The 25092-nt window shown below is 69.3% G+C and carries 19 protein-coding genes and 1 pseudogene; 11 read left to right on the top strand and 9 right to left on the bottom strand.

Features of this window, described 5'->3' with window-relative positions; all coding sequences use genetic code 11:
* Together BHU15_RS23390 and BHU15_RS23385 are read right to left on the bottom strand one after the other, a co-directional pair.
* Window positions 1-1772: UvrD-helicase domain-containing protein (locus BHU15_RS23390; protein WP_069628999.1), on the bottom strand; the 1772-nt coding region annotated here is incomplete at its 3' end.
* Window positions 1769-6547 carry a DEAD/DEAH box helicase gene (locus BHU15_RS23385; RefSeq protein ID WP_069628998.1) on the bottom strand — a complete coding sequence of 1593 codons (4779 nt, stop codon included), beginning with the start codon at window positions 6545-6547 and terminating at the stop codon, window positions 1769-1771. The genes BHU15_RS23385 and BHU15_RS23390, both read right to left, overlap by 4 nt.
* Window positions 6548-7594: 1047 nt before the next feature.
* Here BHU15_RS23385 and BHU15_RS23375 point away from each other — a divergent pair.
* From BHU15_RS23375 to BHU15_RS23365, 3 genes are read left to right on the top strand one after another with little or no spacing between them, the layout of a single operon-like run.
* Window positions 7595-9709 carry a helix-turn-helix domain-containing protein gene (locus BHU15_RS23375; RefSeq protein WP_069628996.1) on the top strand — a complete coding sequence of 705 codons (2115 nt, stop codon included), beginning with the start codon at window positions 7595-7597 and terminating at the stop codon, window positions 9707-9709.
* A complete protein-coding gene (locus tag BHU15_RS23370; RefSeq protein ID WP_171908430.1) occupies window positions 9706-10683 on the top strand; it encodes a hypothetical protein in 978 nt (325 codons plus the stop codon). Before BHU15_RS23375 ends, BHU15_RS23370 begins: the two co-directional genes overlap by 4 nt.
* Window positions 10680-11567 (top strand): DUF6339 family protein, encoded by an 888-nt coding sequence (locus BHU15_RS23365; protein WP_069628995.1) that lies wholly within the window; start codon window positions 10680-10682, stop codon window positions 11565-11567. The genes BHU15_RS23370 and BHU15_RS23365 overlap by 4 nt, the downstream gene beginning before the upstream one ends.
* A 28-nt stretch (window positions 11568-11595) precedes the next feature.
* Here the strand turns inward: BHU15_RS23365 and BHU15_RS23360 are convergent, their stop codons facing one another.
* The 5 genes from BHU15_RS23360 to BHU15_RS23340 all read right to left on the bottom strand — a co-directional run bounded on the left by BHU15_RS23360 (window position 11596) and on the right by BHU15_RS23340 (window position 16720).
* The gene (locus BHU15_RS23360; protein ID WP_255293191.1) at window positions 11596-12612 is read right to left on the bottom strand and encodes a DNA cytosine methyltransferase; all 1017 of its coding nucleotides are present in this window, start codon (window positions 12610-12612) and stop codon (window positions 11596-11598) included.
* A gap of 179 nt (window positions 12613-12791) precedes the next feature.
* Window positions 12792-13760, bottom strand: a complete 969-nt coding sequence (locus BHU15_RS23355; RefSeq protein ID WP_069628993.1) for a DNA cytosine methyltransferase — start codon at window positions 13758-13760, stop codon at window positions 12792-12794.
* Complete coding sequence (locus tag BHU15_RS23350) at window positions 13757-14209, bottom strand: very short patch repair endonuclease (protein WP_171908429.1); 453 nt, start codon at window positions 14207-14209, stop codon at window positions 13757-13759. The genes BHU15_RS23355 and BHU15_RS23350 overlap by 4 nt, the downstream gene beginning before the upstream one ends.
* A gap of 29 nt (window positions 14210-14238) precedes the next feature.
* Window positions 14239-15237, bottom strand: a complete 999-nt coding sequence (locus BHU15_RS23345) for an SEC-C domain-containing protein (RefSeq protein ID WP_069628992.1) — start codon at window positions 15235-15237, stop codon at window positions 14239-14241.
* An 88-nt stretch (window positions 15238-15325) separates the two neighbouring features.
* On the bottom strand, window positions 15326-16720 hold the full coding sequence (locus BHU15_RS23340) for an MFS transporter (protein ID WP_069629002.1): 1395 nt from the start codon (window positions 16718-16720) through the stop codon (window positions 15326-15328).
* Window positions 16721-16847: 127 nt separating this feature from the next.
* On the opposite strand from BHU15_RS23340, the gene BHU15_RS23335 reads away from it, so the two are divergent.
* The 5 genes from BHU15_RS23335 to BHU15_RS23315 all read left to right on the top strand — a co-directional run bounded on the left by BHU15_RS23335 (window position 16848) and on the right by BHU15_RS23315 (window position 20315).
* Complete coding sequence (locus BHU15_RS23335; RefSeq protein WP_069628991.1) at window positions 16848-17378, top strand: winged helix-turn-helix transcriptional regulator; 531 nt, start codon at window positions 16848-16850, stop codon at window positions 17376-17378.
* 65 nt (window positions 17379-17443) lie between these two features.
* On the top strand, window positions 17444-17764 hold the full coding sequence (locus BHU15_RS23330) for a DUF6412 domain-containing protein (protein ID WP_069628990.1): 321 nt from the start codon (window positions 17444-17446) through the stop codon (window positions 17762-17764).
* A 126-nt stretch (window positions 17765-17890) separates the two neighbouring features.
* On the top strand, window positions 17891-18655 hold the full coding sequence (locus BHU15_RS23325) for a YidC/Oxa1 family membrane protein insertase (RefSeq protein WP_069628989.1): 765 nt from the start codon (window positions 17891-17893) through the stop codon (window positions 18653-18655).
* A 140-nt stretch (window positions 18656-18795) separates the two neighbouring features.
* On the top strand, window positions 18796-19653 hold the full coding sequence (locus BHU15_RS23320) for a fumarylacetoacetate hydrolase family protein (RefSeq protein ID WP_023541488.1): 858 nt from the start codon (window positions 18796-18798) through the stop codon (window positions 19651-19653).
* Window positions 19654-19709: 56 nt separating this feature from the next.
* The gene (locus tag BHU15_RS23315) at window positions 19710-20315 is read left to right on the top strand and encodes a mycothiol-dependent nitroreductase Rv2466c family protein (protein WP_069628988.1); all 606 of its coding nucleotides are present in this window, start codon (window positions 19710-19712) and stop codon (window positions 20313-20315) included.
* Between the two features lie 19 nt (window positions 20316-20334).
* Here the strand turns inward: BHU15_RS23315 and BHU15_RS23310 are convergent, their stop codons facing one another.
* Both BHU15_RS23310 and BHU15_RS23305 read right to left on the bottom strand, forming a co-directional pair.
* Window positions 20335-20841 (bottom strand): heme-degrading domain-containing protein, encoded by a 507-nt coding sequence (locus BHU15_RS23310; protein ID WP_171908428.1) that lies wholly within the window; start codon window positions 20839-20841, stop codon window positions 20335-20337.
* Window positions 20838-21938, bottom strand: coding sequence for a Gfo/Idh/MocA family oxidoreductase (locus BHU15_RS23305; RefSeq protein WP_069628987.1), 1101 nt, complete (start codon window positions 21936-21938; stop codon window positions 20838-20840). Before BHU15_RS23305 ends, BHU15_RS23310 begins: the two co-directional genes overlap by 4 nt.
* A gap of 143 nt (window positions 21939-22081) precedes the next feature.
* Here BHU15_RS23305 and BHU15_RS23300 point away from each other — a divergent pair, with 143 nt between their 5' ends.
* From BHU15_RS23300 to BHU15_RS23290, 3 genes and pseudogenes are all read left to right on the top strand, one after another.
* Window positions 22082-23302, top strand: a complete 1221-nt coding sequence (locus BHU15_RS23300; RefSeq protein ID WP_079128325.1) for an ROK family transcriptional regulator — start codon at window positions 22082-22084, stop codon at window positions 23300-23302.
* A gap of 119 nt (window positions 23303-23421) precedes the next feature.
* Window positions 23422-24309, top strand: a complete 888-nt coding sequence (locus BHU15_RS23295; protein ID WP_023541493.1) for a septum formation family protein — start codon at window positions 23422-23424, stop codon at window positions 24307-24309.
* Between the two features lie 232 nt (window positions 24310-24541).
* A pseudogene (locus tag BHU15_RS23290) lies at window positions 24542-25092 on the top strand (hypothetical protein); the annotation flags it as partial.

The following is a 25092-nucleotide window of genomic DNA, read 5'->3' as shown; positions in this document are numbered from 1 at the left end:
TCCACCCGGAAGCCGCCGATCTCCACCGGCCAGTTGATCGCCCACGTCCGGTTGACCTTCAAGGACGAATGGAGGTCCCGGCGGAACTCCTCCGACACCACGGCGACCGGTGTGTCTCGATGGAAGATGGTGTATGGCGGGCTCTGATCGGCGGCCATGGGCAACTCGTGCTGCAGACGCAGCACCAGGTCGTCGCCGGGGCGGACCGACGCCGCGAGGTGGTCCTGGAGTTCGACGGGGTCGGCCTCGAATCCGTCCGTACCGGGCGGGTGCTCGGTGGACACGTCCCGACCGCCGGTTGCCAGTCCGTCGCGGTAGTAGGCCTTCCAGCCACCGAGGTAGAAACGGTCGCTCGCCCTGTCCTTGCGGATGAGGGTGGTGTCCGGTGCGGCCATGCGGAACAGGTCGTCCCTGGCGCGTGTCATCGCCACGTACAAGGCACGAGACTCCGCTGCCGGATCGACATGCGTGTGTTGTCTGCGAAGCTCCGTCGTCGTCGGCGGCTCCACCATGATCACCCGATCGAATTCGAGTCCCTTGGCCCGGTGGACGGTGGAGATCACGAGGCCGCCCGGCTCCGGCATGACGAGATCGTCCGGGAAACGACCCTCGGTGACCAGCCGGCGCACGGCGGAGACATCGAGGAGGCCACGAGGTGCACGTGCCGCGTCGCGCAGCGATCGCCAGAGCCTGATCGGGTCGTCGCCTTCGGGCAACGACCCACCTGCGGCGAGCAACTTGAGAAAGCGTTCCTCCATCAACGTCGAGGAGCCGGTGGCTCGAAGGACGGACGCGACCCACGGTGGAACGGAGCGGTCCTGGAAGGACCGTCGCATCCGGTGCGGAACCTGCAAGGAGTGGAGCGTGTCCGACAGGACGAGAGCTTGCCGGTTGTCGCGACACAGGATCGCGCACGTCCCTGGGAAGTCCCTGAGTGACCCCACGGTGAACTCGCTGTCGAGCGGACCGAAGTCAGGACAGGTGCGCAACAGGTCCGACAGTCTCCGGTACAGCTCCTCGCCGGCCGTCCCCGACTCCTGGGTGTCGGACGGCAGCCGCTGGAGCGTGGGTCCGAGGCCGAGAGCGATGCGTGCCTCGTCGGTGCGGGCCCGAAAGTTGGCGGTGAGATGCAGCTCGACCAGGTCGTCGGCGTACGAGGCCCGGAGCCAGTCGAAGAAGTAGTTGGTCTCCGCCGCACGAGCGTCCTCGTCCGACACCTGGAAGCCGAAGATCGCCTGTGCGCCGTCGCCCACCACGGTGAAACCACAACTGTTGCGGAAACGGTCGAGCAGGGTCTCCACCATGTCTCTGCGATCACCCACGAGATCCTGGACCTCGTCGATCACCACATGGGCCGGCGGACCGACCTCCCCCGCCTCCAGAGCTCCTCGCATGATGGCCTCGGTGGCCTCCCGGATGCGCTCGTCGAAGGAGAGACCCTCCCATTCGCGATCCGGATACCCACTCTGCAACAGTGCGTACGCCCACGAGTCGAAGGTCTGCACCCTGACCCCGCGGGCCTCCCTGGCGTGCAGGGAGATCCGCTCGCGCAGCTCCCTGACGGCCGCCCGGGAGAAACTGAGCACGAGGATCTCCCGGGCCTCCAAGGCCACGTCCTCGTCGCTCATCAGCGCGTCGAGTCGACGCACGAGAGTATGGGTCTTGCCCGATCCCGCACCGGCGGTGATCAGCAGACGGGTGTCCCAGGGCTGGTCGACGACAGCCTGCTGCTCCGCCGTGAGCTCCGGGGTTTCGACCCGCAAGGTGCTCACTTCGTACCCCACAGATGCTCGAACTGGGTGAACGCCAAGGCTTTGCCGTAATTGGTGATGTTGTCGCGGACGTTGAGGATGAGACAGGTCTCCTCGCCTCCGTTGCGTGGTCCTCGTAGACCGCGCCCGATCATCTGCTGGTACATGTTGGGGCTGTAGCTGGGACGGGCCACGACGACCGCACGGGTGGCAGGTGCGTCGAAGCCCTGGGTGAGGACACCGTAGTTGGTGAGGACGCGGATGCCGCCTCGCCTGAAGGCGTCGATCCGCTGCCTGCGCTCGCCCGTCGACGTCGCCGAATCCACCGCCGCCGCGGTGATGTCCAGATCTCTGAGTTTGGCGGCCAGGAACTTGGCGTGGCCCACCGACGTGGCGAACACGAGGACCGGCCAGTCGGAAGGCATGCCTCGAATCTCTTCGAGAATGCGGCTGTTCCGGTCCTGGTCGTCCGCGAGGCGCTGTTCCGCGGCCTTCGACAACAGACTGAGCTGGTCTGCCCGTTCCTTCTCGTCGTGGGTCAGCTCGATGGTGCCACCGGGCAGTTCGCGATGGGTGACGCGCGCCAGCATGCCCAGTTCCTGGAGCTCACCGTACGCGTCTCCCGAAGCGAAGATCCCGTCGTCGAGGCGCCGTGCCCCGAAGCGCTGCACCAGGCGCCGTGTCTCCTCGTCGTTGGTGTTGCGGAACGGTGTGGCCGTGAGACCGAGCAGATGGCGCTCGGTCTCACGTGCGGTCAGGCCCAGTTGCGCGAGGATCTCGGTGTACTGCTTCGCGATGGCCATGTGGGCCTCGTCGACGATGACGAGGCTGGCCGCTCGCAACCACTCGTAGTTGTCGGTCTCCAGACAGTTGCGGAGCTTCGCGTCGGTCGCGACGACGAGGTGCGGGCGGTCGTTCACGGGGCCGGCCTCGTTCGACGACCACAGCCGGCTGATCGCGAGCGATTCATCGGCCCCCACCTTCGACCAGACGAAACTCCAACTCTGGACGGCCTGCTCGCACAGTTCCTCGGTCTGCGCGATCCACAGGATCGGGCCGTCCAACTGCCCCGCCTGCTTGACCCAGCGGATGACGGCCTCCGCCGTCACCCGGGTCTTCCCGGCGCCTGTCGGCAACGACAACATCCCGCGTTGCGGCGTGACGCGGTCCAGCATCGCGAAGACGTTGGCGGCGAGCCGTTCCTGGTAGTCGTGGAGGCGGGGGAACGCGGTCGGTCCGGACACGTCGATCCTCGGCTCCAGGGAGGGTGTCCTGGCTCCGGCGAAGGAGTCGGGGAAGCCGAACTCGGACACGAACCGCACGGCGTGGGACCCGCCCGTGAAGGACGACGGTGCGTGACTCGGGTAGGCCGCCACGAGGTCCCGGGCGTGCATCTGCAACACGCCGTCACCGTGGGCGTTGTACGCCATGCGTGCGATCCGTCGGGCAGGAGGTTCCTCGTCCCCGAGGGCGGCACGTTCGCTCTCCAACAAACCGGGCGGCAACCCGGCACGAAGCGCTGTCGCCCCGACGAGCAACTCCAACTTCTCCTCCACGGTCTGCGCCTCGCGGACCTTGCGCAGAGCGCTCTGCACCTGCTGGTCGGACTCCTGTCGCTCCTGGGCGTCCAGAACGGCTCGACAGCCCGCCTCACGCAACCCCCAGCGCAACTCTCGGTCCGCGGAGATCAGCGCCTCGAGCCGGGACTGCGAGGCGAGTACGAGCACGGTGGTGCCGTGCAGGGCGCCTGCCAGTGGAGCCACCCGGGTCCCCTGGGGGGTACGGGTCACCTCCTCCAGTTCGGTGCAGCGCAACAAGGTGTAGTTGTTGACGGAGTTGCCGAGCCGCTGGCGCAAGGTCGGGTATTCGTCCCGCAGGAGGATCGGCTCACCTGCCCCGACGTGTCGGATCTCCCTGCTGATGACATCGGCGAACCGCAGCATCCCCCAGGTTCGGACCAGAAGATCGGCGTCGGCCGGATTGCCCGCGAGCAGGGCCGGGAGTTGCTCGGCGCGCAACGCGCGATACTCCTCCTCGGAGGCGGCCACCGCGATCTCGCCGTCCTCGCGGGCAGCCCACTCGGCACCCGTACGACAGCGGGTGAGGGTGTCCGCGGGGAACGGGACCTCGAGGCGGGTGAGCATCACGTAGGTGCGACCGACGAACGCGTCGTCGTCGCTCAGGGCGAGCTGCGCCAGGAGGCGGTCCCACTGCCTCGGCGGGACGTCGCTCGCCACGACGGGGAGATGAAGTTTGCGGGCTTTCTCCTCGCTGATGTCCGCGACGGGAAGGACATCGCTGTACGCGTGGAGCTGCGGACCCACGGCGTCCGCGAGCGGGACGACTCCCTGCGACGTCGGCAGCATGCCGTGACGGCGGAGCATCCACCGCAACGGCGAGACGACTCTCCGTCGGGTCGAGGTCTGCGCCCCGATCTGCATCGTCCACGTGTCGATGACACTGTCGTCCGGCAGTGCCTTGACGAAGGCGGCCTTCCCCTCGTCGGACAGGCGGGGCAGGAGGTGCAGGGGGCCACCGGGAGTGGCGCCCTCCACCTTGAGGCGGTTCAGGGTCGGACGGTTCGCGCTGCTGTCGAGCGTCCTGCAGTACTCCTCGTGGACGGAGGTCCGGTACTCCTCGAACCAGGCGTCGTCGGCCGGCTGCTGCCCCCCGGTCGGTCCGTTGCGCAGGCCGAATTCGCGGAACACGGCCATGTCGTCGGAGTGGAAGTCCATGTCCACCGCGAGGGACGCGTCCCTGCTCCCGTCGGCGGGTACGACGGGGCCGGGCACCAGGCAGTCCCGCATCCGGTGGTAGCGGCCGTCCGACGTACGGACGAAGAGCGTCGTCGAGGGAGAGGGGACGCGGGTCCGTACCTCGCCGGAGACGTGGCTGCCCCCGGCGCTGTGGAAGAGTTCCCAGAAGCGGGTCCAGTCCTGCGGTCCGTAGCTGTCGAAACCCTGGTCCAGGACGCCCACGAACCGGCCACGGGCATCGGCCTCCCGGATACCAATCTCGTTGAACGCGGCGGCCAACGTCGGGTCGTCGGAGAGCGAGAGTGCCTGGTCGACATACACCAGGTCGTCCTTGAGACCGTCCTGCACCGTGCGGCGGAACACCCGACCGGCGACGGGCGGGACCATGCCGTGCTCCTCGGTGAGAACGATGTGGGCGGTGCGGGCCTCCTGCGCGAAGGGTGAGCCGTCACGGATCATCTCGGCGAGAATGCGGATGGCGACCGCGGACGCCTCGGCGGTCTCGTCGGACACCAGAGCCTCCAGCCACCCGCGCACCGTCTCGCGTTGCTGCTTCGTCTCGTTGAGGACGTGTTCGACCTTGCCGGAGCGGATGTCGAAGGTCTCGACCGAGGGATGGATCCAGTTCGAAGGTCGCCCCGGACAGGCGCTCCACATCTGAAGCCACTGGGTCTTCAGTCGTCCGCGACCACCCAGGTCGGGATGGAGTTTCAGATCCCGCGGTATCTGAAGGACACCGTCCTGGTCGGGCAGCGAGGGGCGCTGAGCCGTCAACTTCCAGATCTGCTCGGTCAGATACTTGTCGGCCCAGTTCAACGTCTCGGACTCACGGGGGCGTCCGGGGAGCAGCGGGAGGTACGCACCGGGGTCCGACGGCGGGCAGAGTTGAGGCAGAGAGTCGACGACGAGTCGGGCCGCGACCTGGATGATCTCCTGGTTGAAGGGGCTGGCGTCGAGCAGATTCTGCCTGTCCTCGTTCGTCTTCCACGCCCCGTTGAGGGCGCCGCTCAAGGTCATGGGGTATTTGGTGGGGAAGAAGGACCAGAACTCACCGCGGCCTCTGGGGGCGGTGAGTACGGTGTCACCCACGTACTCAGGCACCGCCCAGGCGATGTCGATCGTTCCCCGGTCATGCATCTCACCCGCACTGCGTCGGGCGTCCTCGGTGGGGCGGTGTGCGTGGGTGAAGACCTTCCATTCGGTCCTGACGGCGGCCTTGCCCGTCCGCGACTCGTTGATCGCGTGGTGGGTGCCGTCGTGCTCGACGGTGATCTCGCGACGGACGAACGGCAACTCGCGTCGATCTTCCAGCACGACGGTACCCACATGACGCGAGAAGAGTTGGAAGCGCTCCGGAAACTCCCGCCGCCCCTCGTCCTCGTTCGTCGACGTCCGGTGCATGTCGCCGGCGAGACGTTCGGCGGCGCCCGGAAGCAGGGGGAGGCGTACCACGGTCGTGGCCCAGTCCAGCAGTTGATCCAGTACGGGGTCGGCCAGTCGCTCCTCGGCGGAGTCCAGCGGGCGGGCCATCCGAAGAACGGGAGTTTCGAAGGGCTCGTGGGAACCGGCCCCGCGCGCCTTCGCGATCTCGTCGCGGGACCAGCTGCGGTCGAACCCGAAGGATCCTGAACTGCTGAAGAACTGGGGGGTGTCGGTGACGGCGAGGATCGACTTGACCCCTACTCCGAAGCGGCCGATCTGACCGCCACGCTTTCTTGACACGCTCATGCGGAGAATGGTCTCGGCACCTTCGGGGGTGACCTCGGTGCCTTCGTTCGCACAGTAGAGATGATTCTCCGTCAGGACGACATGGATCTTCCCACCGGGTTGGTCGGAGATCTCGTCGGCGGCGTTCTGCACCAACTCGAACAATTGGCGGTCCCCGTAGCCGCCCTGGGTGATGCGACGTTCACCGTTGGCATGCTCCAGAATCAGACCGGGGTCGACGCGGTAGGTCTCCAGCACGCGTGCCGACTGCTCAAGAATCGTACGGATGACGGGCGAAGCGGTCGAGGCGTCCGTGGCGGAAGCTTGACTCATGATGAAATCCGTTTCTGGGCCGGTGGCGGCCGGACGCGAGGAAGAAGCGGGGCCGAACCACGCCCTGGGTGTGGCCGGCCCCGCTCGAAACGATAGACGTGTTGCCCGACGGTGTGTCCGAGTTGTCAGAGACCGATGATGACGATGACCACCTGATTGCGGCGCGAGGGCGTCCTGCGATTCCGGACCCGCGGAGTGTTCCTGTTGGGGGGACGGGTCGCCGAGGCCGCAGAAGACCTGGTGGAGCGGGCGGTGGCGCGCAACAGACGCCGAATGTCGCTGAGTTCGGAGCTGAGGTCAGGGGACACGACCGGCTCCTCGGTCCTCTTGTTGTCCGCCCTCTCGGCATCGCGCTTCCGGGCGGCCCCGGCGTCACGCCGCCGACGGTCGTACCTGATTTGGGTGGGGGTCTTCCCGACGGACAGCAAGAACTCGCGCCTCAGGTCCGGTTCTTCGATGGAATCGTGAAGGTCGATGTAGGTGAAGTCGTGTTCGGGCATGGGAAAGCCTCCGTCGGGTAATTCAGAGAGTACGGCCGGGGAAAGAGGAAACGGGGCGGACTCGGCTCCGATTCTCTTGTGGAGATGGCCTTCCCGAGTGGTATGTGATTGTGAACAGGGCGACGAAGCTCGCCACTTCGGTGGAGGTGACGGGCCGGGTTATCTGTTGTTGTGCACGACGAAATAGAGACACGTGGTCGAGGGTTGCTCGAAGTGCCTGCCGATTTGCGCTTGGCGAGGAACGCTAGACCTTCTCCCTGATGGAGTCAACCCGCCTTGGCGGTCAACTCGCTCCCGAAAAAAGGCGTCTGATGGAGACTCAGTCCTCATCACCTTGCTCAACTTCCGATTTCGTCCCGTGTGCCCCGTTTGGGGCTTTTCAGCCGAATGGTGAGATCTGTTGGGTTTGAAGAATGAGAGCCAAGACCCATCCTGGGTGAGGCGAATCGCCTGTCAATCAATATTGTCGCAGAGTCGTGACGTCAAATTGCCGTGTATCGTGGGGCCGCAGGATGTGCCGAGCGCGGGTTGAGGGGTGTGGTGTGACATGGACGTGGGAGAGGACTTCGGCCCTTGGCTCGCACGCCAGTTGAGGCTTCTGGACATCAGTCAGGCCGAACTGGGCGAGCGGGTCGGGCTGACCCGGGCCGCGGTCTCGGCCTGGATCACCGGCAGGGCAGTGCCGCGCGAGGACATGATGCGCCGAATCGCGACCGCGATCGGCACGGATCCCGGGACCGTGCACACCCGAACCACCGACGCCGTGACGGGACGTCCGGTTTCCTGGTACCACCGCCCCGCGCACAAGGACGGCGGCCGCGAGTTCGGCAACGCCGCCGCCTTCGCCTTCGAGGCGGATGTCGAGGTGCTGGCGCGTGAGGCGACCCAGAACAGTTTGGACGAGCGTCTCGACCGCACACGACCGGTTCGCGTTCGCTACACGTTGCACGAGCTGAGTGGCGAACCTCTCGCACGCTTCCGGGACGCGATCGGCTGGGCGTATCTGCGACCGCACTACGAGGCCGCCGCCGCCCAGGAGCAGAAGGTGGGCCGGGTCATCGCCGAAGGCCTACGGGACATGAACGAGCGCGACCGTCTCGTGCTGTTGAGGGTCGACGACTACAACGCTTCGGGCCTCACGGGCGACGACTACGAGGACGGCCGGTTCGCCGCCGTCGTCCGACGGCAACTCGACAGCAACAAGTCGGACGACGGAGCCGGCGGCTCGTACGGCCTCGGTAAGGCCACGCTCTGGGCCGCCAGCAGGTTGGGCCTGGTTCTCATCAACTCCACCTTGTCGGTGCCGCACGAGGGGCGTACGGCACGCCGGCTGATCGGGCGTCTCGACCTGCCGTGGCGTGTGGTGGACGGCCAGGCATGCGCCGGCCCCGCCTGGTTCGGCGAGCCGGACACCGTTCCGGGCAGCGAGAACGTGGCGCGCTCCTGGTGGGCCGAGGAGGAAACGGTCGAGCGGCTGCACCTCACCCGCGAGAACGACGAGCCGGGCACGTCCTTCCTCGTCGTCGGGGCCCACGATGTCGCGAGCGGGATCAACGAGCACACCGCGAGTGACGACGGCGACGAGGACGAGTCCGTCCAGGCCATGCACAAGAAGCTCCTGATCGCACTCGCGAACAACTTCTGGGCCGCGATGACCTCCGGCGAGAACACCTCGCCCTTGTTGGAGGCCTCGGTCCGCACTCTGCGCAACGGCGTCGTCGTCATGAAGGAGCAGCGCGTCGACCCTAGACTCGTGCAGCCTTCACGTACCCGAGCCCTGAAGGCGTACTTCGACGGTCGGACCGTCGACGAGCTCACCGAGATCGGACAGGTCGCCATGGCCAAGGTCCCTCTCAAGGTTCCTGCCGTGAGGGGCCACGGCAAGGTCGCCGAGCACGAGGCGGTCCTTCTCGTGACAGCCGCCGAGGACGCGGACGACGGCAAGCCCAACCACATGGTCACCATGCGGGGCAGTCGGATGAAGGTTCGATCCGCCCGCGTCCCAGATCTTCCTCTGGGAACCAACTCGTTTCAGGCGGTGCTGTTGGCGGGGCACGCGGCCGGCGCGGACGCCGTCGAGGCCGATCGGGCCGAGGCTTTCCTCCGGGCATCCGAACCTCCCGAGCACAACAAGTGGGGACAGACCGAGGAGTTGCGTGCCACGTACTCACCCACCGCTCATCGTCGGATCGCCGATTTCACCAGGGCGGCGAACAACGCGGTGCGAGAACTCGTCGGAAAACGCAAGGAGCGCAGCGAGGGCGGCCCGAAGGCACTTCGGGAGCTGTTGGGGCTGGACGGCGCCCCGCCGGCCGCCGCCCGGGGCGGCGGCTTCCCCACGATCCTCGACCTGGACGCGTTCGTGGACGAGGCAGGTGCCTGGCAGATCGACGCCGAGGTCAAGCTGCCCTTGCGTCAGGATCCCTGGGTCATGAACCCCGTCGCCCGGTTCGAGGTCCGATCCGGTGGTCGACCATCGGTCGGCTGGGCACGGGTCGTCGCCGGTGCCAACTGCGAGTTCGTCGACGGCGCACTGCGCTTCAAGGCCGGCGCGCGCAGCGCGACCTTCACCGCCACCACCGACGTGTCCACCCATCCGGTCCGTGCGGCGCTGGCCGGACTGATCGTCGACCTCCAGAAGACGAAAGGGGCGCCGGCGTGAAGGTCTTTCCCTACCGGACGCTGGCCGGTGAGGTCGCCCTGCGAGTGACGGCCGTGAAGCAGGACCAGAAGGACCTTCACACGTCGGTGTTCTCCGGGGACGAGCGGGTGGTCGCACTTCACCAGGTGGAGCGGGACGACTGGACGTACGCGAGAATCGGCGTCACCGCCACCCTCCCCGTGAAGGAGCTCGACGAGGGACCCTGGCAGGACGTGTCCGTGGTTCTCGTCCTGACGGAGAAGGCGACCAACGCGCGTACCACGGCGGTTCTTCGCCCTCGGGGGAGCGACAACGCGGAGTGGACCGGGCGGATCAGGCTGTGGCGGGCAGCGCATCGGAGCCAGGCCGAGCTGTCGGTGTCTGTCGTGGCCACGGTCGACGGCGTACCAGGACGGATCATCGGTGGGTCCGAGGACAACTGGGTCGTCGACCTGACGGCGCGAACGCCCGTACGGCGCAGGGAACTTCAGATCAACGAGGTGGACTTCGCCACCGGATCCGAGGAGTGGCTGCGCCCCTTCAAGGACGCCCCGTGGATCGTGGAGACGTCGGGCGACCTTCCGACGGTGCACCTCAACACCGGATTCGAAGGCGTTTCCGAGCTGCTCAACTCCGGCGGAGCCCCCCTGGAGCGGGCCGTCAGGGACATGCTCGCCACCCAGATCGCCACCGACATCTGGACAGCGGTGTTCCACTCCGCCGTCAGCGACCTGGAGTTGGACGAAGAGGGCAATCCCGAATGGCCGGGCGGTTGGCGTGATGCCGTACTCCGCGGGATGCTCTCCGACGTACTCCCCGGAATGTCCGGAATCGACGCCCTGAGTGAGATCCACGCGAGGCGGCGGGAGTCCTCCGGTTGGAACGAGCTGCAACCGCGCATCAGTTACGCGGCGGGTCGCCGCGCCAAGGTGGCCAGGAATCTCGGCACCGCAATCCGTGTACTCGACGCGTCCCAGAAGGCGAGCAAGGCATGACCGACAAGCCCGAACCCCTCCCGGACCGGTTGGCTCTGCTCTCGGACATCAATGCGGTCAAGCACATCGGCATGGGTGTCCGGTCGGGCCGCGAGAATCCGCCGTACATCGAGCTGGGCCGCCAGGTGACGTCCTTGCCCGACGACGACGTTCGCCTACGTGTCGAGCCGGTACGAGACCTGATCGACGATGTGATGCACCTCTACCCGCCCGCCGAGCGCACCAGGGCCGACGCCTGGCTCGCGCCTCGGCTGCACGCGACTCTCCGACTCACCCGCAGGGAGGCCGCCGACGAGGCGATGTGGAATCATCTCGCCCTCGCAGTCGCCCCGGACTATCTGGTGTGGCGTCACCTGCCGGCCAAGGGCAAGGACGGGCTCCCGCCGATGGTGTCGGCGAGCCGCTTCCGCGGGGCCCACTACACCCAGGGGTTCTCCCGCCTCTGGTGGGCGGCGGAGCTGTTCAGGAACGGTGCCGACTATGCCCCGGCGGTCGTGGCCTGCGGCAATCAGGACGTGCTCAACACGCTTCTGCGCCTCGACATCATCGATCATCGCCCCACCGCCCAGGCGATGATCCGACTGGTCGCGGACGGGGTTGCCCGTACGGGCCGTGAGGTGAACGCGCTCGCCACCGTGGCGAACGCGGCGGCCGGCACCCTGCTCTACGACGTTCTGGCCGAGGACGACGACTGGTACGGCGACGCTCTGGAGGCATGGGTAGCCGGAGCCGACTCCGCGCCGGTGGTGTCTCGACGGCGCCTGCCGGACGGGCCGGCCGACGACCCGGTCTCGGCACCGGCTGTGGATACGCTCGCCGAACGTTTCCGTGAACTGTTTCAGGACGCTCCGGTACGGGGGAGAACCGCACCGCCTGAGGGGTGACCCTGCGGACCGGCCGACAGCCTGCGGCTCAACGAGCGACGGCGAAGTCGAACATGCCGGGCTCGGCCTCGGAGACGGACGGCTTCGTGAGGCCGAGTGCGGCCTCCAGGACGCGCTTGGCAAGAAGAGGTGGGATGGCGTTGCCGATCTGCTGCGCGATGTCTTTCCCGCTCCACGGATAGTCGCGTGGAAACGTCTGAAGAAGTCCCGCCTCGGCGTGGGTGAATCGGGGCAGCTCCTTCGATTCGTCGGGCGTCATCACGCGGTTCCGGGAGATCTTCCCGGTCACGGTTGCCGAGGGCTCGTCCCAGTTCCGTCGGCCGCGTTCCTTGGGGTCACCACCCGTTCCGTAGTTGGAGACGACGACGAACGGTTCCTTCCGATCCAGCGTTCGACGCATGTCCACCCATGGATCCAGGATTGGATCATTCGGGTCCGGCCTTCGCCCCTTGCGATAGGGCTGATGGGTCGGCGTCGGCAGCATCGCCTTTCCGTTGCGGCGGGCAATCAGGATGGCGCGACGACGAGTCTGGGGGACACCGAACTGCTCGGTACGGAGAACTCCCCAGTCCACCGAGTAGCCGAGGCGATCGAGTACCTTGCCGATCTCGATCCACACCGGAAGTACCGAAGGCACCTGCTCCAACACGATCACGTCGTATGCCTTGCCTGCCTTCTCGGCCAGGAGTGCCCAGCGGAGGGGTTGCAGGACCAGACCGGTACGTTCGTCGTCCAGGAGTGCCAGCTCCGGCTCGACGTCTTTTCCGGCCGCCATCTGGTGGACGAAGTACTTGACCAGGTCCAAGGCTTTGCGTCCGGCGCCCGTACCGGCGACGGTGAAGGTCTGACAGGGTGGGCCGCCTGCGAGGACCGTGGCATCCGGAAAGTGCTCAGGACTGAACTTCCGCACATCACCTTGCGGGCCTTCGAGGCCGGCGGCCAACCTCGTGGCATACGCGTTGTCATCCCATTCGATGCCGTTGACCGTCAGCCCCAGATCCTCTGCGGCCACGTCCAGTCCGCCGGGACCTGCGAACAGATCCACGATCTGGACGGCACGCACATGATCTCCCGGCTGTCGAAGTAGCTGTCGGCACAGACGTCACGTGGTCGCTCGTCGTGCCCGATCCACGAAGATCGCCGTCGGACAGGATACCCGCGCCCGACCGGTGCCGCCGCCAGAGAGTGGGCCGCGCAGACTCGACCACTCCCGGGACCGGCACGTCAGATCAGGGCCTCGGCGATGGACATCCCCAGAGCGTGCCCCACAGGTGGTGGTGAGGCGTGGCCGATCTGCCGGTGACGGGCGGTCTTGCCTCCGGCGAACTGCCAACCCAGGGGGAAGGATTGCAGGATCGCGGTCTGTGCCACGGTGAGTTTCTTGAGCGGGGAGCCGGACGTGTCCGATTCCTGCACCCCGTCGGGTCCGGGGACCTCGTCGCTGAAGGCGTTGCCGTTGATGCCCATCCGGGCCCAGGCGCGTTTGGTACCGGTCGGGCCCACATCGGCGCCTCCACGCTTCTCCGAGCCCCCCACCACCGTCGGGGCCACGCTGACGGCCGAAGCGGCCCATCGGTCGGCGCCGGTCCAACCACGACTCGACATCGAGGCGTGCAGGGCCTGGCCCGCGGTGACATGCCGGGTCACCGTGGCCTGGGGCGGGAGGTACTCGCGCGAGCCGTCCCTCTTCATGGCGACCAGCACACCCTGCTTGCGATCCTGCGGGACTCCGAAGTCGGCGGCGTTGAGTACGAACCAGTTGAAGGCATATCCGAGATGGATGAGTTCCTTGTGGGCGAAGTCCCGGAACTCGGCGAATTCTGGCGCGCCGGCAAGTCCGGGAACGTTCTCGATGAGGAGCGCCCTTGGCTGTACGGCGTGCACGAGGTAGATGGTGGCCTCCAGAAGGCGCATCTCCTCGTCACCGTCGGTCGTCCGTTCCCGTGTTGCCGTCGACTTCACACGGGGCAGGCCGGCCGAGAGCAGGTCCACGTCGTAACACTGCTGGTGGTTCACCGGGTCGAAGTCCAGGAGGTCCGTTTCCAGTACCTGCCAGGAAGGCCTGTTGAGTCGGATCGTCTCGCACGCGACGGGCTTCTTGTCGAGCAGCAACACAGGCTCGAATCCTGCCTGTTCGAGGCCGAGGGCCAGGCCTCCGGCTCCCGCGCACACGTCCAGGGACCGCAATGTCATTCGTCTCCGTCCTTTGCGGGCCCGGTGTCGTGGCCCCTGTTCCGGATCACGGTCTCCGCGATCTCGTCCGCCATGTGAACGGGCGACTCGTGTTCCCAGAACCGCAGCACCGTCCAGCCCGCCGCTTCCAGGTGTGCCGAGGTCTCCTTGTCCCGGGCCATGTTCTTGTCCAGCTTCTCGCGCCACCACTCGGCGTTGGCCTTCGGTTGGGTGGCGTGCAGAGGGCAGCCGTGCCAGAAGCAACCGTCCACGAACACGGCGACCTTGGCCTTGGTGAACATGACGTCGACCGTGCGTCGGGGCATGTCCGGAACGCGGGCGTTGACCCGGTAGCGAAGACCCGAGGCGTGGAGCAGCTTGCGTACCGCCACCTCGGGAGCGGTGTCGCGACGCGCCTGTCGGCTCATCCGGGCCGAGACGGCGGGCGACGAGGGTTTGGCTGTGTTCATTGACTGCGGCCCCGTTCCTCTGCCGATCCCTAACCCGCCCCGTGGCACTCCCTGTACGCCCTCCCCGAGCCGCACCAGCACGCCGCGTTGCGGGCCGGGGGCCAGGCTGTGGCGCGGCCGCGGGCGGCCAGGGTGGTGGCGTACTGGGGGAGCAGGTTGGGGTCCGAGGGGGAAGCGGACTCGGAGGCGGCGAAGGCCTCGTAGGAGGGGACCGTGCCCGTCACGATGCCCAGGTTGGGGGTGCCTGCCGCAGCGAGTTCGCGGAGGGAGGACTCCAGTTGGGCGAGGTGGGCCTCGTGGGACGGGTACTCGGTGCGGAGGTCGGGGTACGCCGTGAGGAGTTCCGTCAGTTCCGCGGCCGGCCAGTGGAGGACCGCGACCGGGAACGGGCGGGAGAGGGCCGAGCGGTACGAGCCCAGTTCGGCGCGCAGGCGGGCGATCTCGGCGCGGAGTTCGGCCGGGTTGTCGGAGCCGAGGGCCCAGAGGCGCTTGGGGTCGTGGAGTTCGTCGAGGGGGACGGACGTCTTGTTCACCTGGTCGCCGAGGGCGTCCCAGTCGTCGTGCTCCAGGCCCAGCAGCCGGCGCAGGCGGTGGCGGCCGAGGAGGAGGGAGCCGGCGGAGTACGGGACTTCCTCGCCCGGGGTCAGGAGCAGGTTGAGGGCCGTGGTGTAGGAGTCGTGGGCCGCTTCGAGTTCGTCGTGGGCCTCCAGCGTCTCCGCCACGATCTCCCACGGCGCCGGCTCCAGCGGTTCGGCGATGCGCAGGCCGTCGATGATCGCGCGGGCCTCGGCCTCGTGGCCGTACTCCCACAGGTTGGCGGCCTTCAGCGCCTTCACCAGGTGCGGGTGGTCCGGGGCGCCGGTGAGGAGGTCGTCGTAGAGGCCGGTGGCGCGGTCGCGGGCGCCGGCCAGTTCCAGATGGGCCGCGGCCTGGAGGAGCAGGGGCTCGCGGTCCTCGGGGTACTGGGCAGCTGTGCGCAGGAGGCGCTCGGCTTCAGAGGTGTGGTCGGCAGGGATGTCGGGGCGCATGGTCCACACCGTACTGCTGGACGTGCGCCGGGGCGGAGGGGGTTCGGGACAGATGCGAGGGTGGTTCTCGCCGTACGGAGGGGGCTGCTCAGCGCCGTGCCCGCGCTCCGTCCCTCAGCGACAGCACCAGCGCCGCCCCCAGCAGGGTGAGCCCCGTCGACACCAGGATCGCCAGGTCGGTGCCGTGCTCCGGTGTGCTCGCCGACGTCGCCACCGCGATCATCAGTGCCACGCCCGCCGCCGAGCCGATGTACCGGGCGGTGTTGTTCGCCCCCGAGCCCATCGCCGCGCGTTCCTGCGGGACGGACTCGACGGACAACCGGGGCAGTGCGGCGTTCAACAGGCCGCTGCCCGCGCCCGCGACGATCAGCCCCGGTACGAGCCGCCCCCACGATCCCGCGCCCACCGCGCCCAGCATCGACAGGGCGCCGGCCGCGTGCAGGCCGAAACCGAGGGCGAGTTGGTAGCCGGCGGGGACGCGGCCCGCGAGGCGGCGGGTCTGGAGGGCGACCAGGAAGGCCGTGCCGGACCAGAGCACGAACAGGCCCGCGGCGCCCATCGGGGAGATGTGAAGCGTCCGCATGAGCAGCGTGGGCAGGTAGCTGAACAGGCCGATCACCGCGAGCCCGGTGAACAGGGCCCCCGACGTGGCCGCCTGGAACGGCCGCCGCCCCAGCAGCGCCGGCTCGATCAGCGGCGCGCCACCGCGCCGTTCCACCGCGGCGAAGACACCGGTCAGTACGGCGGCGGCCACCAGCAGCAGGACGACGGGCGTGCGCAGCCATCCGTCGCGCCCCAGCGTGAGCGCGCTCAGCAGGGCGGTCATGGCCGCGCCGAGCGCGACCGCGCCCGCCAGGTCGGGGCGTCCGCCGCGCGGCGCGCGGGATTCGGCGAGCGTACGGAAGGCGAGGCCGGCGATGACGAGGGCGGCTGCGGACAGTACGGCGTACGGCTGCTGCCAGCCGTACGTACCCAGCGCTCCGGCGAGCAGCGGCCCGGTGGCGATTCCCGCGCTCACGAACGCTCCCCAGACGCCGGTGGCCCTGATCCGCCCCGGCCCCGGAGGGAAGGCGTGCACGAGGAGCCCGAGGCTGCTGGCGATGATCGCCGCGCTGGAGGCGCCCTGGGCGATGCGGGCGAGGGTGAAGGTGAGGGTGGAGCCGGCCAGCGCGCCGAGTCCGGTCGTGAGCGCGAGGCCGAGGGTGCCGGCGAGGAAGAGTCTGCGGCGGCCGTAGTCGTCGGCGAGGCTGCCCGCGACGAGCAGGAGGGCGGCGAGGCCGAGCGGGGCGCCGTTCAGGAGCCAGGCCTGCGCCGATATCGCGGTGCCGAAGTCGGCGCTCAGGTCGGGGAGGGTGAGCATCGGGACGGTGTAGTTCATGAGCGCGACGGTCGTGGCCGCGCTGGTGACGGCGAGGGTGGCGCCCGCGGCGGGCCGGGCGGCGCGGGTGGTGGCGGGGCTCGTGGACACGGGCGGCGGGGGCATGACTACCTTTCCCGGCTCGGTGAGCGTGGGTTCGGTTCGGTTGAGTTCGATGAATGAACTCAGTGGCTCGTCGAAACGTAGCACGGTGAGTTCGTTCATTGAACCTTGGATTGGTTAAGGTGAGGTCATGGCCCTCGGCAAGGACTACTCCGCCCAGCAGTGCTCGATCGCCCGAGCCCTGGAGGTCGTCGGCGAGCGCTGGACACTGCTCGTCGTACGCGACGCCTTCTACGGAGTGCGCCGCTACAACGACTTCCTCACCCACCTCGGCATGCCCCGCGCCGTCCTCGCCACCCGCCTCAAGAGGCTGGAGGAGGCCGGCGTCCTGGAGAAGCGGCGCTACCAGCAGTCGCCGCCGCGCGACGAGTACGTCCTCACCGAGCGCGGCACCGCCCTGTGGCCCGTCCTGCGCTCCCTCGGCCTCTGGGGGCGCGAACACATCGAAGGCGTCCTGCCGATGCGGGTGTTCACGCACGCCGCCTGCGGGACCGAGCTGGGCTCCTACGGCGAGTGCCCGGCCTGCGCCATGGCCGTACCGCCCGGCGACGTGCGGATGCTGCCGGGGCGCGGACTCGATCCGGACCCGGACAATCCGGTGAGCCGGGCGCTGCTCGCGCCCCGCCGTCTCCTTCAGCCCATCGAAACCGATCGTGTATAACGGCTGGGAGGGCCTGAACGGTCCGAGAGCGGATCAGTGGCCGGGACAGTAGGGAGGAGCGGGGCATGAACCGACGCACGGCACCGTCGCCGCGCTCCGTCGTCCTTCTCTTCTTCCTGCTCGTCGGGCTCGTCCAGATCCTGCTCGTCGACACGGGCAGCCTCTCCGCCGCCGTCGCCCTCGCCGCCACCGCCGCGGCCTCCACCGCGTTCGCCGCCTCCGCCGCCATCTCGGCGCGGTGCGCCCCCGCCGTACCGCCCACCCGGGTCCGTACGGCCATCCGCGACCGCGAGCAGCGCACGGCCTTCCTGCCCCAGAGAGATCCCGACGCGCGAGGTCGCACCCGGCCCCGAGCCCCCGGTCGTCCCCTCCTGACGACCGCGTAGGGCCCTTCTCGAAGCCTCACCCGAGCCAGCGGACCCCACGCGGGTCGTCATGCCGAGCCGCGCCGCGCCCTGTCACCGGCGCCGCGCCTTCCATCCGGCACGACGAGACCCCCGGAGGGCTCACCCATGTCCGTCTTCCTGTCCGGCTTCGCCTCGCTGGTCGGGCACATCGCCGACCTGCTCCACCCCGTCTTCCAGGGCGGCGCGACCGCCGCGGCGATCATTCTCTTCACCGCCTGCGTACGGCTCGCGGTCCATCCGCTCTCGCGGGCGGCGGCCCGTGGCCAGAAGGCCCGCACCAAGCTCTCGCCGCAGATCGCCGAGCTGCGCAAGAAGCACTCCAAGAACCCCGAACGGCTCCAGAAGGCGATCATGGAGCTGCACAAGAAGGAGCAGGTCTCGCCGCTCTCGGGCTGTCTGCCGAGCCTGCTTCAGCTGCCCGCGTTCTTCCTGATGTACCACCTCTTCTCCAGCCGGGAGATCGGCGGCAGGCCGAACGAACTGCTCGGCCACTCCCTGGGCGCCGCGCCCCTCGGCGACCGCTGGAAGGACGCACTCGCCGACGGCGGGATCTTCGGCGGAGCGGGTCTGGTGTACGTCGTGCTGTTCGCCGTCGTCGTGTGCGTCGCCACGTTCAACTACCGGCGTACGAAGCGGCAGATGGCCACCATGCCGACCCCGACTGCGGGTCCGGACGGGCAGCCGGTGCCGGGCATGGGGGCGATGACGAAGCTGATGCCGCTGCTGTCCTTCGCGACCCTCATGACGGTGGGGGTGGTGCCGCTGGCCGCCGCGCTGTACGTAGTGACAAGCACCACATGGACCGCCGTCGAACGGGCCTTCCTCTACCGGGACGTCCCTGCGCCGGGGGCGCTGGCCACCGCCGTATGACGCCGCCCGGCGCGCCGGGCGCGGTCCAGGGTGTGAACGGGGTCTTGCGGAGTGATCCGATGTCTTGGACGATCGGCCGATCCCCCGATGGCCGCGACCCGTCGGCGGGTGCCCCGCTCGACCAGAGGGAGATACAGACCATGAAGCTGCTGCGTGTCGGTACGGCGGGTGCGGAGCGCCCGGCGCTGCTCGACCAGGACGGGACCCTGCGGGACCTGTCCGGACTGGTCACGGACATCGACGGCGCGCTGCTCGCCGACGAGGCCGCGCTGGAGCGGGTACGGGCCGCCGCCGCGTCCGGCGAGCTGCCCGTCGTCGACTCCGCCGGGCTGCGCACCGGGCCGCCCGTCGCCCGGATCGGCAAGATCGTGTGCATCGGGCTGAACTACCACGATCACGCGCGCGAGACGGGCGCGGACATCCCGTCGGAGCCGATCATCTTCTTCAAGGCCCCGGACACGGTGGTCGGCCCGGACGACACCGTCCTCGTACCGCGCAAGAGCGTGAAGACGGACTGGGAGGTCGAGTTGGCGGTCGTGATCGGCCGCACCGCCCGCTACCTGGACTCCCACGAGGAGGCCCTGGCGCATGTCGCGGGCTACGCCGTCTCGCACGACGTCTCCGAGCGCGAGTTCCAGATCGAGCGCGGCGGCCAGTGGGACAAGGGCAAGAACTGCGAGACGTTCAACCCGCTCGGCCCCTGGCTCGTGACGGCCGACGAGGTGCCGGACCCGCAGGCGCTGTCGCTCACGCTGTCCGTCAACGGGGAGCGGAAGCAGAACGGTACGACGGCGGAGCAGATCTTCCCGGTGGCCGAAGTCGTGCGCTACGTCAGCCAGTTCATGACGCTCTACCCGGGCGATGTCATCAACACCGGTACGCCGGCGGGTGTGGCGCTCGGGCAGCCGGAGCCGAAGCCGTACCTGCGGGCCGGTGACGTCGTCGAGTTGGAGATCGCCGGCCTGGGGCGCCAGCGCCAGGAACTCAAGGACGCGTAACTCGCCCGTAGGCTAAGGGGCTTGGCCGGGTCGGACCGAGAGGGAGGAACGTGTCGATGGTCACCGGTCCTCGCGACGAACGACTGGCCGTCGACTTCTGGTTCGACCCCGCCTGCCCGCTCAGCCGCGTCACCGCGTCCTGGATCGTCACCGTCGCCGAACAGCGCCCGATCGACATCCGCTGGCGCGTGATGAGCCTGTCGATCCTCAACGAGGGCAAGGACGTCGACCCCGAGGGCGACGAGGAGGGCTACCTCTGGATCCCCGCCCGCGTGTGCGCCGCGGTCCAGACGGCGTACGGGCATGACGCCCTCGGCAGGTTCTACGACGCCCTGTGGACCGGTCCGGACGGCGGGCGGCGCGAGTGGATCGGCGACATCGCCGAGGCCCTGAGCGCCGCCGGGCTGCCGGCGGCGGAGGCCGCGACCGGGTTCACGACCGACCACGACGCCGCCCTGCGCGCCTCGCACGAGGAGGCCATGAACCTGGTCGTCGGGGAGGTGGGGACGCCCGTGCTCGCCGTCACCCACCCGTCCGGGGCCCGGCACGCCTTCTTCGGCCCCGTCGTCACCGAGACCCCGGCACCCGACGACGCGCTGCGTCTGTGGGACGGCACTCTGCTCGTCACGAGCGTGCCGGGGTTCCGGGAGATCAAGACCTGACGGCACGACGGCGGAGGCGTCACCCGCGCGGTACGTGCTCCCGCATCTGGCCCATCAGCCGCTCCATCGCCTCCACCACCATCGCGTGGTCCTCCTCCTGCGGCAGACCCGAGACCGTCACCGAGCCGACAACTCCCGCCCCCTCCACCGTGATCGGGAACGAGCCGCCATGGGCCGCGTACCGGTCCGGGTCCAGCCGTGAGGAGTCCTCGAACGTGCTGCCCTTGGCGCGGAAGCGCGCACCGACGAGGAACGAACTCGCGCCGTACCGCTCGACGACCCGCCGCTTGCGGTCGATCCAGGCGTCGTTGTCCGCCGACGAGCCCGGCAGCGCGCTGTGGAACAACTGCTGACTTCCCCGCCGGATGTCGATCGCGACCGGTGCCCCGCGCTCGCGCGACAGCTGGACGAGCAGGCTCCCGAGCGCCCACGCGTCGTCGTACGTGAAGTGCGGCAGGACCAACCGCTCCTCCTGCGCCTCCAGTTCGGCCACCGTCGGCAGCGAGCGGTCGTCGCGCGCCGTCATGACGCGCTCCCGATCGCGACCGTGACGCCCTCGCGGGCGGAGCGGCGCGCGGCCTCCAGGACGTCCAGCGCGGCGGCGGCCTCGTGCGCGGTCACCGGCGGCGCCGTACCGTCGCGCAGCGCCCGCGCGACACCCGCGTAGTACGCCGGGTAGTCACCGGGCGTGCTCTCCACCGGGTGGCCGCCACCCGTCGCCGGGGACTCACCGGCCCCGAGGCGGCCCCACAGGGACTCGGGCTCCGTCCCCCAGTTCCCGTTGGATTCCCCGGTGTTGGGCCGCCTGCCGTCGCGCAGGTCGGCCTCCTGGGGGTCGAGGCCGTACTTCACATAGCCCGCCTTCGAGCCCAGCACCCGGAAGCGCGGGCCGAGTTGGGCGGTCGTGGCGCTGACGTACAGATGCGAGCGGACCCCGCTCGTGTGCGTGATCGCGATGAACGTGTCGTCGTCGGACGCGGCGCCGGGCCTGCGTACGTCGGACTCCGCGTACACGAGCGCCGCCGGACCGAACAGCACCAGCGCCTGGTCCACGACATGGCTGCCCAGGTCGTACAGCAGCCCTCCGATCTCTTCCGGCACTCCCGACTCGCGCCAGCCGCCCTTGGTCTGTGGCCGCCACCGCTCGAAGCGTGACTCGAAGCGCTGTACGTCACCCAGCTCACCGCCCGCGACGAGGCGCGCGAGGGTCAGGAAGTCGTTGTCCCAGCGGCGGTTCTGGAAGACGGAGAGGAGCAGGCCCCGCTCCTCGGCGAGAGCGGCCAGCTCGCGCGCCTCGGCGGCGGTGCCGGCGATGGGCTTGTCCACGACGACCGCGAGGCCCGCCTTGAGCGCGGCCGTCGCGATCGGGACGTGCGTCTTGTTCGGCGACGCGATCACGACCAGGTCCAGCTCACCGGCCCGCTCCCACAGCTCGTCCGGCGACACGGCGAACCGGACGTCGGGGAACTCGCCGCGCGCCTGCGCCTGGCGTTCGGGGTTGGAGGTGACGACCGTGTCGAGGACGAGGCCGTCCGTCGCGGAGATCAGCGGGGCGTGGAAGACGGAGCCCGCGAGGCCGTAGCCCACGAGTGCGACGCGCAGAGGGGTACCGGTGCCAGTCATGCGTTCCACTTAAGCAACGGTGTTGCGATAGTGCAAGCGCCCGGCACAATGACACCGTGGGCAACGGCGAGAGCAACGAAGACAGCGGCGGCAGCGGCGAGGGAAGCGGTGTTGACCGCGGCGGGGGCGTGCGCGGCCAGGGGATCGGTACGGGCGTCCCGGCGGACATCCGCACCGGCGTGCACCCGGGCCCGCACGCCGGCGCGAATCTCCCGTCGCTGCGCAGCCACAACTCCGCGCTCGTGCTCGACCTCCTCCGTACGGCGGGTGAGGGCGGCATCAGCCGCCTGGAACTCGCCGAGTCCACCGGCCTCACCCCGCAGGCGGTCAGCAAGATCACGGCCAGGCTCCGCTCCGAGGGCCTGGCGGCCGGCGCCGGGCAACGGGCGTCCACCGGCGGCAAACCCAGGACCGTCCTGTGCCTGGTCCCCTCCGCCGCGCACGCCGTCGGCCTCCACCTGGACCGTGACGAACTGACGGCCGTCGTGGTCGACCTGGCGGGCACGACGGTCGCGGCCCGTACGGTGCCCTTCGACCTCGGCGCCGGCGCGGCCGAGGTCGTGGAGACCGCGGCGCGGTGGGTGGAGTCGGTACGGGCGGAGGCCGGGCGCCACGCGGACGCGCCGGGCACGGCGAATCCGCTCGGCGTCGGTGTCGCCATGCCCGGCCCCCTCGACCACACCACCGGCGTGCCCCAGCGGGTCACCGGCTTCCCCCAGTGGGACGGCTTCCCGCTGCGCGACGCGCTCGCCGCCCGCCTCGGCCTGCCGGTCGTCCTTGACAAGGACACCAACGCCGCCGCGCTCGGCCTCGCGCTGCGCGGACCCGGCGACTCGTTCGCGTACCTCCACCTCGGTACGGGCCTGGGCGCCGGCCTCGTCCTCGGCGGCGCCCTCTACCGGGGCGACCGCACCGGCGCGGGCGAGTTCGGGCATCAGGTCATCCAGCTCGACGGGCCGCCGTGCGACTGCGGGAACCGCGGCTGCATCGAGGCGCTCTGCCTGGCGGCCGTCGCACGCGGCGACCTGGCCGAGGCCGCGCGGGTGCTGGGCGCCGGGGCCGCGAATCTGGTCGGGCTGCTCGACATCGACCGGGTGCTGCTGGGCGGGCGGGTCGTCGCCGCGGCCGAGGAACGGTTCGTCACGGGAGTCGGGGCCGTACTGGAGGAGCGTGCGCGTGGCCCCGTCGTACCGGTGACCGTGGCCGACGGCGGTACGCACCCGGTGGCCGAGGGCGCGGCGCAACTGGTGCTCGCGCCGGTGTTCGGGCACGCGCGGGTCTTCGGGCGGGGGCGGCCCGGGGTCGCGCGGGACACGCCTCAAGCAGCCCGGATACAACCTTCGCGGCCCGTCGCGAGTCAATGACGCCGCGATGGGATGACATCGCGATGAGGTGAGGGCCTCCGTGTCAATGGGTCCCGCAGGAACGGCATAAGATGCCCGTGCCGCCCCTCATAAAGATGCCATAAGAGGATGTACACGTCATGACTCTGCGTGCCCCGTATCGTTCCATTCGCGGCATATCCGGTGTTGCCGTCCTGCTCGCCCTCGGCGCGGTGGGATGCGCGGACGTCTCCGACGCCGTCGACAGCGCCAAGGACGGCGCGAAGAAGGTGGCCCGCCAGCGCTCGGTGTTCTCGCTGGACACGAGTGACTGCTACAACCCCAGCGGCAAGGCCGAGGGGACGGCGTACACCGTCGAGATCGTGCCCTGCGACGAGGCCCACGAGGGCCAGGTCGTCGGCGAGTTCGCGATCGACGAAGGCAAGGCGTACCCCGGCGACGACGGGATCTCGGCGATCGCGGACGAGCGCTGCCCGGTCGAGGCGCAGAAGTACGCCCCGGACACCTGGGCGCTTCCCAAGGGCGTCTCCCTCTTCTACTACACGCCGACCCAGGAGAGCTGGTCGACCGGTGACCGCGCGGTGAGCTGCACGTACACCTCGGAGGCGGGCAAGTTCAGCGGCTCGCTGGACACCTCGAAGTCCCTCAAGCCCGAGCAGACCACCTTCCTCAAGGGTTCGAACGCGGTCTACGAGGCCCTGTGGGCCAACCAGTCCGAGAAGGACGCCGTCGAGGACGACCTGGCCGGCTACAAGGCGCAGGCCAAGGCCGTCACGACTGCCCTCGACGCACACGTCAAGGGCCTCGACGGCATCGAGGGCGCCGAGGTCGGCAAGCTCCGTTCGACGCTGACGAAGGCGGCGGGGGACTGGAAGAAGGCCGCGAACGCCGCGGACTCCGACGCGTTCTACATCGCCTACGACTCGGCCTTCACCGGCATCGACCCGAACAAGTCGGTGGCCGCCCGCAAGGAACTGGGCCTGGCCACCACCGTCCCGGCCGACGACGCCGAGGTCTGGGCGGGCTGACGCTCCGTCGAATCAGCGGGGCCGGGTCCGTCAAGGACCCGGCCCCGTTCTCATGGGCCCCTCCCGTAACAGGGCTGAGGGCCGTTGGGACGTATTCGTACGATCTTCGGACCGTGGTCGGACGTGGCTTCCAGGACCGGTGGCCGGCCCGTGGCAGCGTCGGGGCTCCATCGCGGCCCCGTCCCGTCCCGACCGCCTCGCGATCAGCAAAGGCCACCTGCTCATGCGATCCATGCGACTGCGTCCCGCCCTCGTCACCGCAATCCTCGGAGCCGTCGGAGCTGTCGGTGTCACCGCCGGCACGATCGTCCCCGCCGCGTTGCCGGCGACGACCGCGAGCGCGACCGTGGCGGATCCCGGCCCTGGCCCCGGGGCCGACCGGCAGCCGAGTTGCGGCCGGGCGTCCGACCCGGACTTCCCGATCGACACGCGCATCCACGGCGGCCCCGACGAGTACCGTCCGGGCGGCCCGGCGGGGACCTGGTCCATCGATCTCACCAACAGCACCGACGAGGTCTGCCACAACATCCACCCGGTCATCGTGCTCAGCGACCGGCACCGGTCCCTGGCCGTCGACCAGGTCCGGCTCCAACTCACCGACGACAAGGGCGGATGGCGGACCATGTCGCTGGAGAAGTCGGACGAGGACGAGATGATCGCCGTCGTCGAGGGCGGCTTCCCCGGCTTCGCCGTACCGGGCCGACAGACCGTCACCGTACGGGCGAGGCTGGCCTTCACGGACGCGGCCGGGGCCAACAAGGTCGTGGCGAACGCGGCGACGGT

Source organism: Streptomyces niveus, assembly GCF_001723055.1.
In the GTDB taxonomy this organism is placed as follows: Bacteria; Actinomycetota; Actinomycetes; order Streptomycetales; family Streptomycetaceae; genus Streptomyces; species Streptomyces niveus.
Note: the sequence above shows the minus strand (reverse complement) of the source record. Positions and strands in the feature narration are given on the sequence as shown.

Excerpts from the sequence above, each read along its gene's own strand:
- BHU15_RS23320 (WP_023541488.1), top strand. The coding sequence starts at position 18,796 with ATGAAGCTGCTGCGTGTCGGTACGGCGGGTGCGGAGCGCCCGGCGCTG.
- BHU15_RS23295 (WP_023541493.1), top strand. The coding sequence starts at position 23,422 with ATGACTCTGCGTGCCCCGTATCGTTCCATTCGCGGCATATCCGGTGTT.
- BHU15_RS23315 (WP_069628988.1), top strand. The coding sequence starts at position 19,710 with ATGGTCACCGGTCCTCGCGACGAACGACTGGCCGTCGACTTCTGGTTC.
- BHU15_RS23335 (WP_069628991.1), top strand. The coding sequence starts at position 16,848 with ATGGCCCTCGGCAAGGACTACTCCGCCCAGCAGTGCTCGATCGCCCGA.
- BHU15_RS23330 (WP_069628990.1), top strand. The coding sequence starts at position 17,444 with ATGAACCGACGCACGGCACCGTCGCCGCGCTCCGTCGTCCTTCTCTTC.
- BHU15_RS23355 (WP_069628993.1), bottom strand. The coding sequence starts at position 13,760 with ATGACATTGCGGTCCCTGGACGTGTGCGCGGGAGCCGGAGGCCTGGCC.
- BHU15_RS23385 (WP_069628998.1), bottom strand. The coding sequence starts at position 6,547 with ATGAGTCAAGCTTCCGCCACGGACGCCTCGACCGCTTCGCCCGTCATC.
- BHU15_RS23325 (WP_069628989.1), top strand. The coding sequence starts at position 17,891 with ATGTCCGTCTTCCTGTCCGGCTTCGCCTCGCTGGTCGGGCACATCGCC.
- BHU15_RS23345 (WP_069628992.1), bottom strand. The coding sequence starts at position 15,237 with ATGCGCCCCGACATCCCTGCCGACCACACCTCTGAAGCCGAGCGCCTC.
- BHU15_RS23305 (WP_069628987.1), bottom strand. The coding sequence starts at position 21,938 with ATGACTGGCACCGGTACCCCTCTGCGCGTCGCACTCGTGGGCTACGGC.
- BHU15_RS23350 (WP_171908429.1), bottom strand. The coding sequence starts at position 14,209 with ATGAACACAGCCAAACCCTCGTCGCCCGCCGTCTCGGCCCGGATGAGC.
- BHU15_RS23310 (WP_171908428.1), bottom strand. The coding sequence starts at position 20,841 with ATGACGGCGCGCGACGACCGCTCGCTGCCGACGGTGGCCGAACTGGAG.
- BHU15_RS23365 (WP_069628995.1), top strand. The coding sequence starts at position 10,680 with ATGACCGACAAGCCCGAACCCCTCCCGGACCGGTTGGCTCTGCTCTCG.
- BHU15_RS23375 (WP_069628996.1), top strand. The coding sequence starts at position 7,595 with ATGGACGTGGGAGAGGACTTCGGCCCTTGGCTCGCACGCCAGTTGAGG.
- BHU15_RS23340 (WP_069629002.1), bottom strand. The coding sequence starts at position 16,720 with ATGCCCCCGCCGCCCGTGTCCACGAGCCCCGCCACCACCCGCGCCGCC.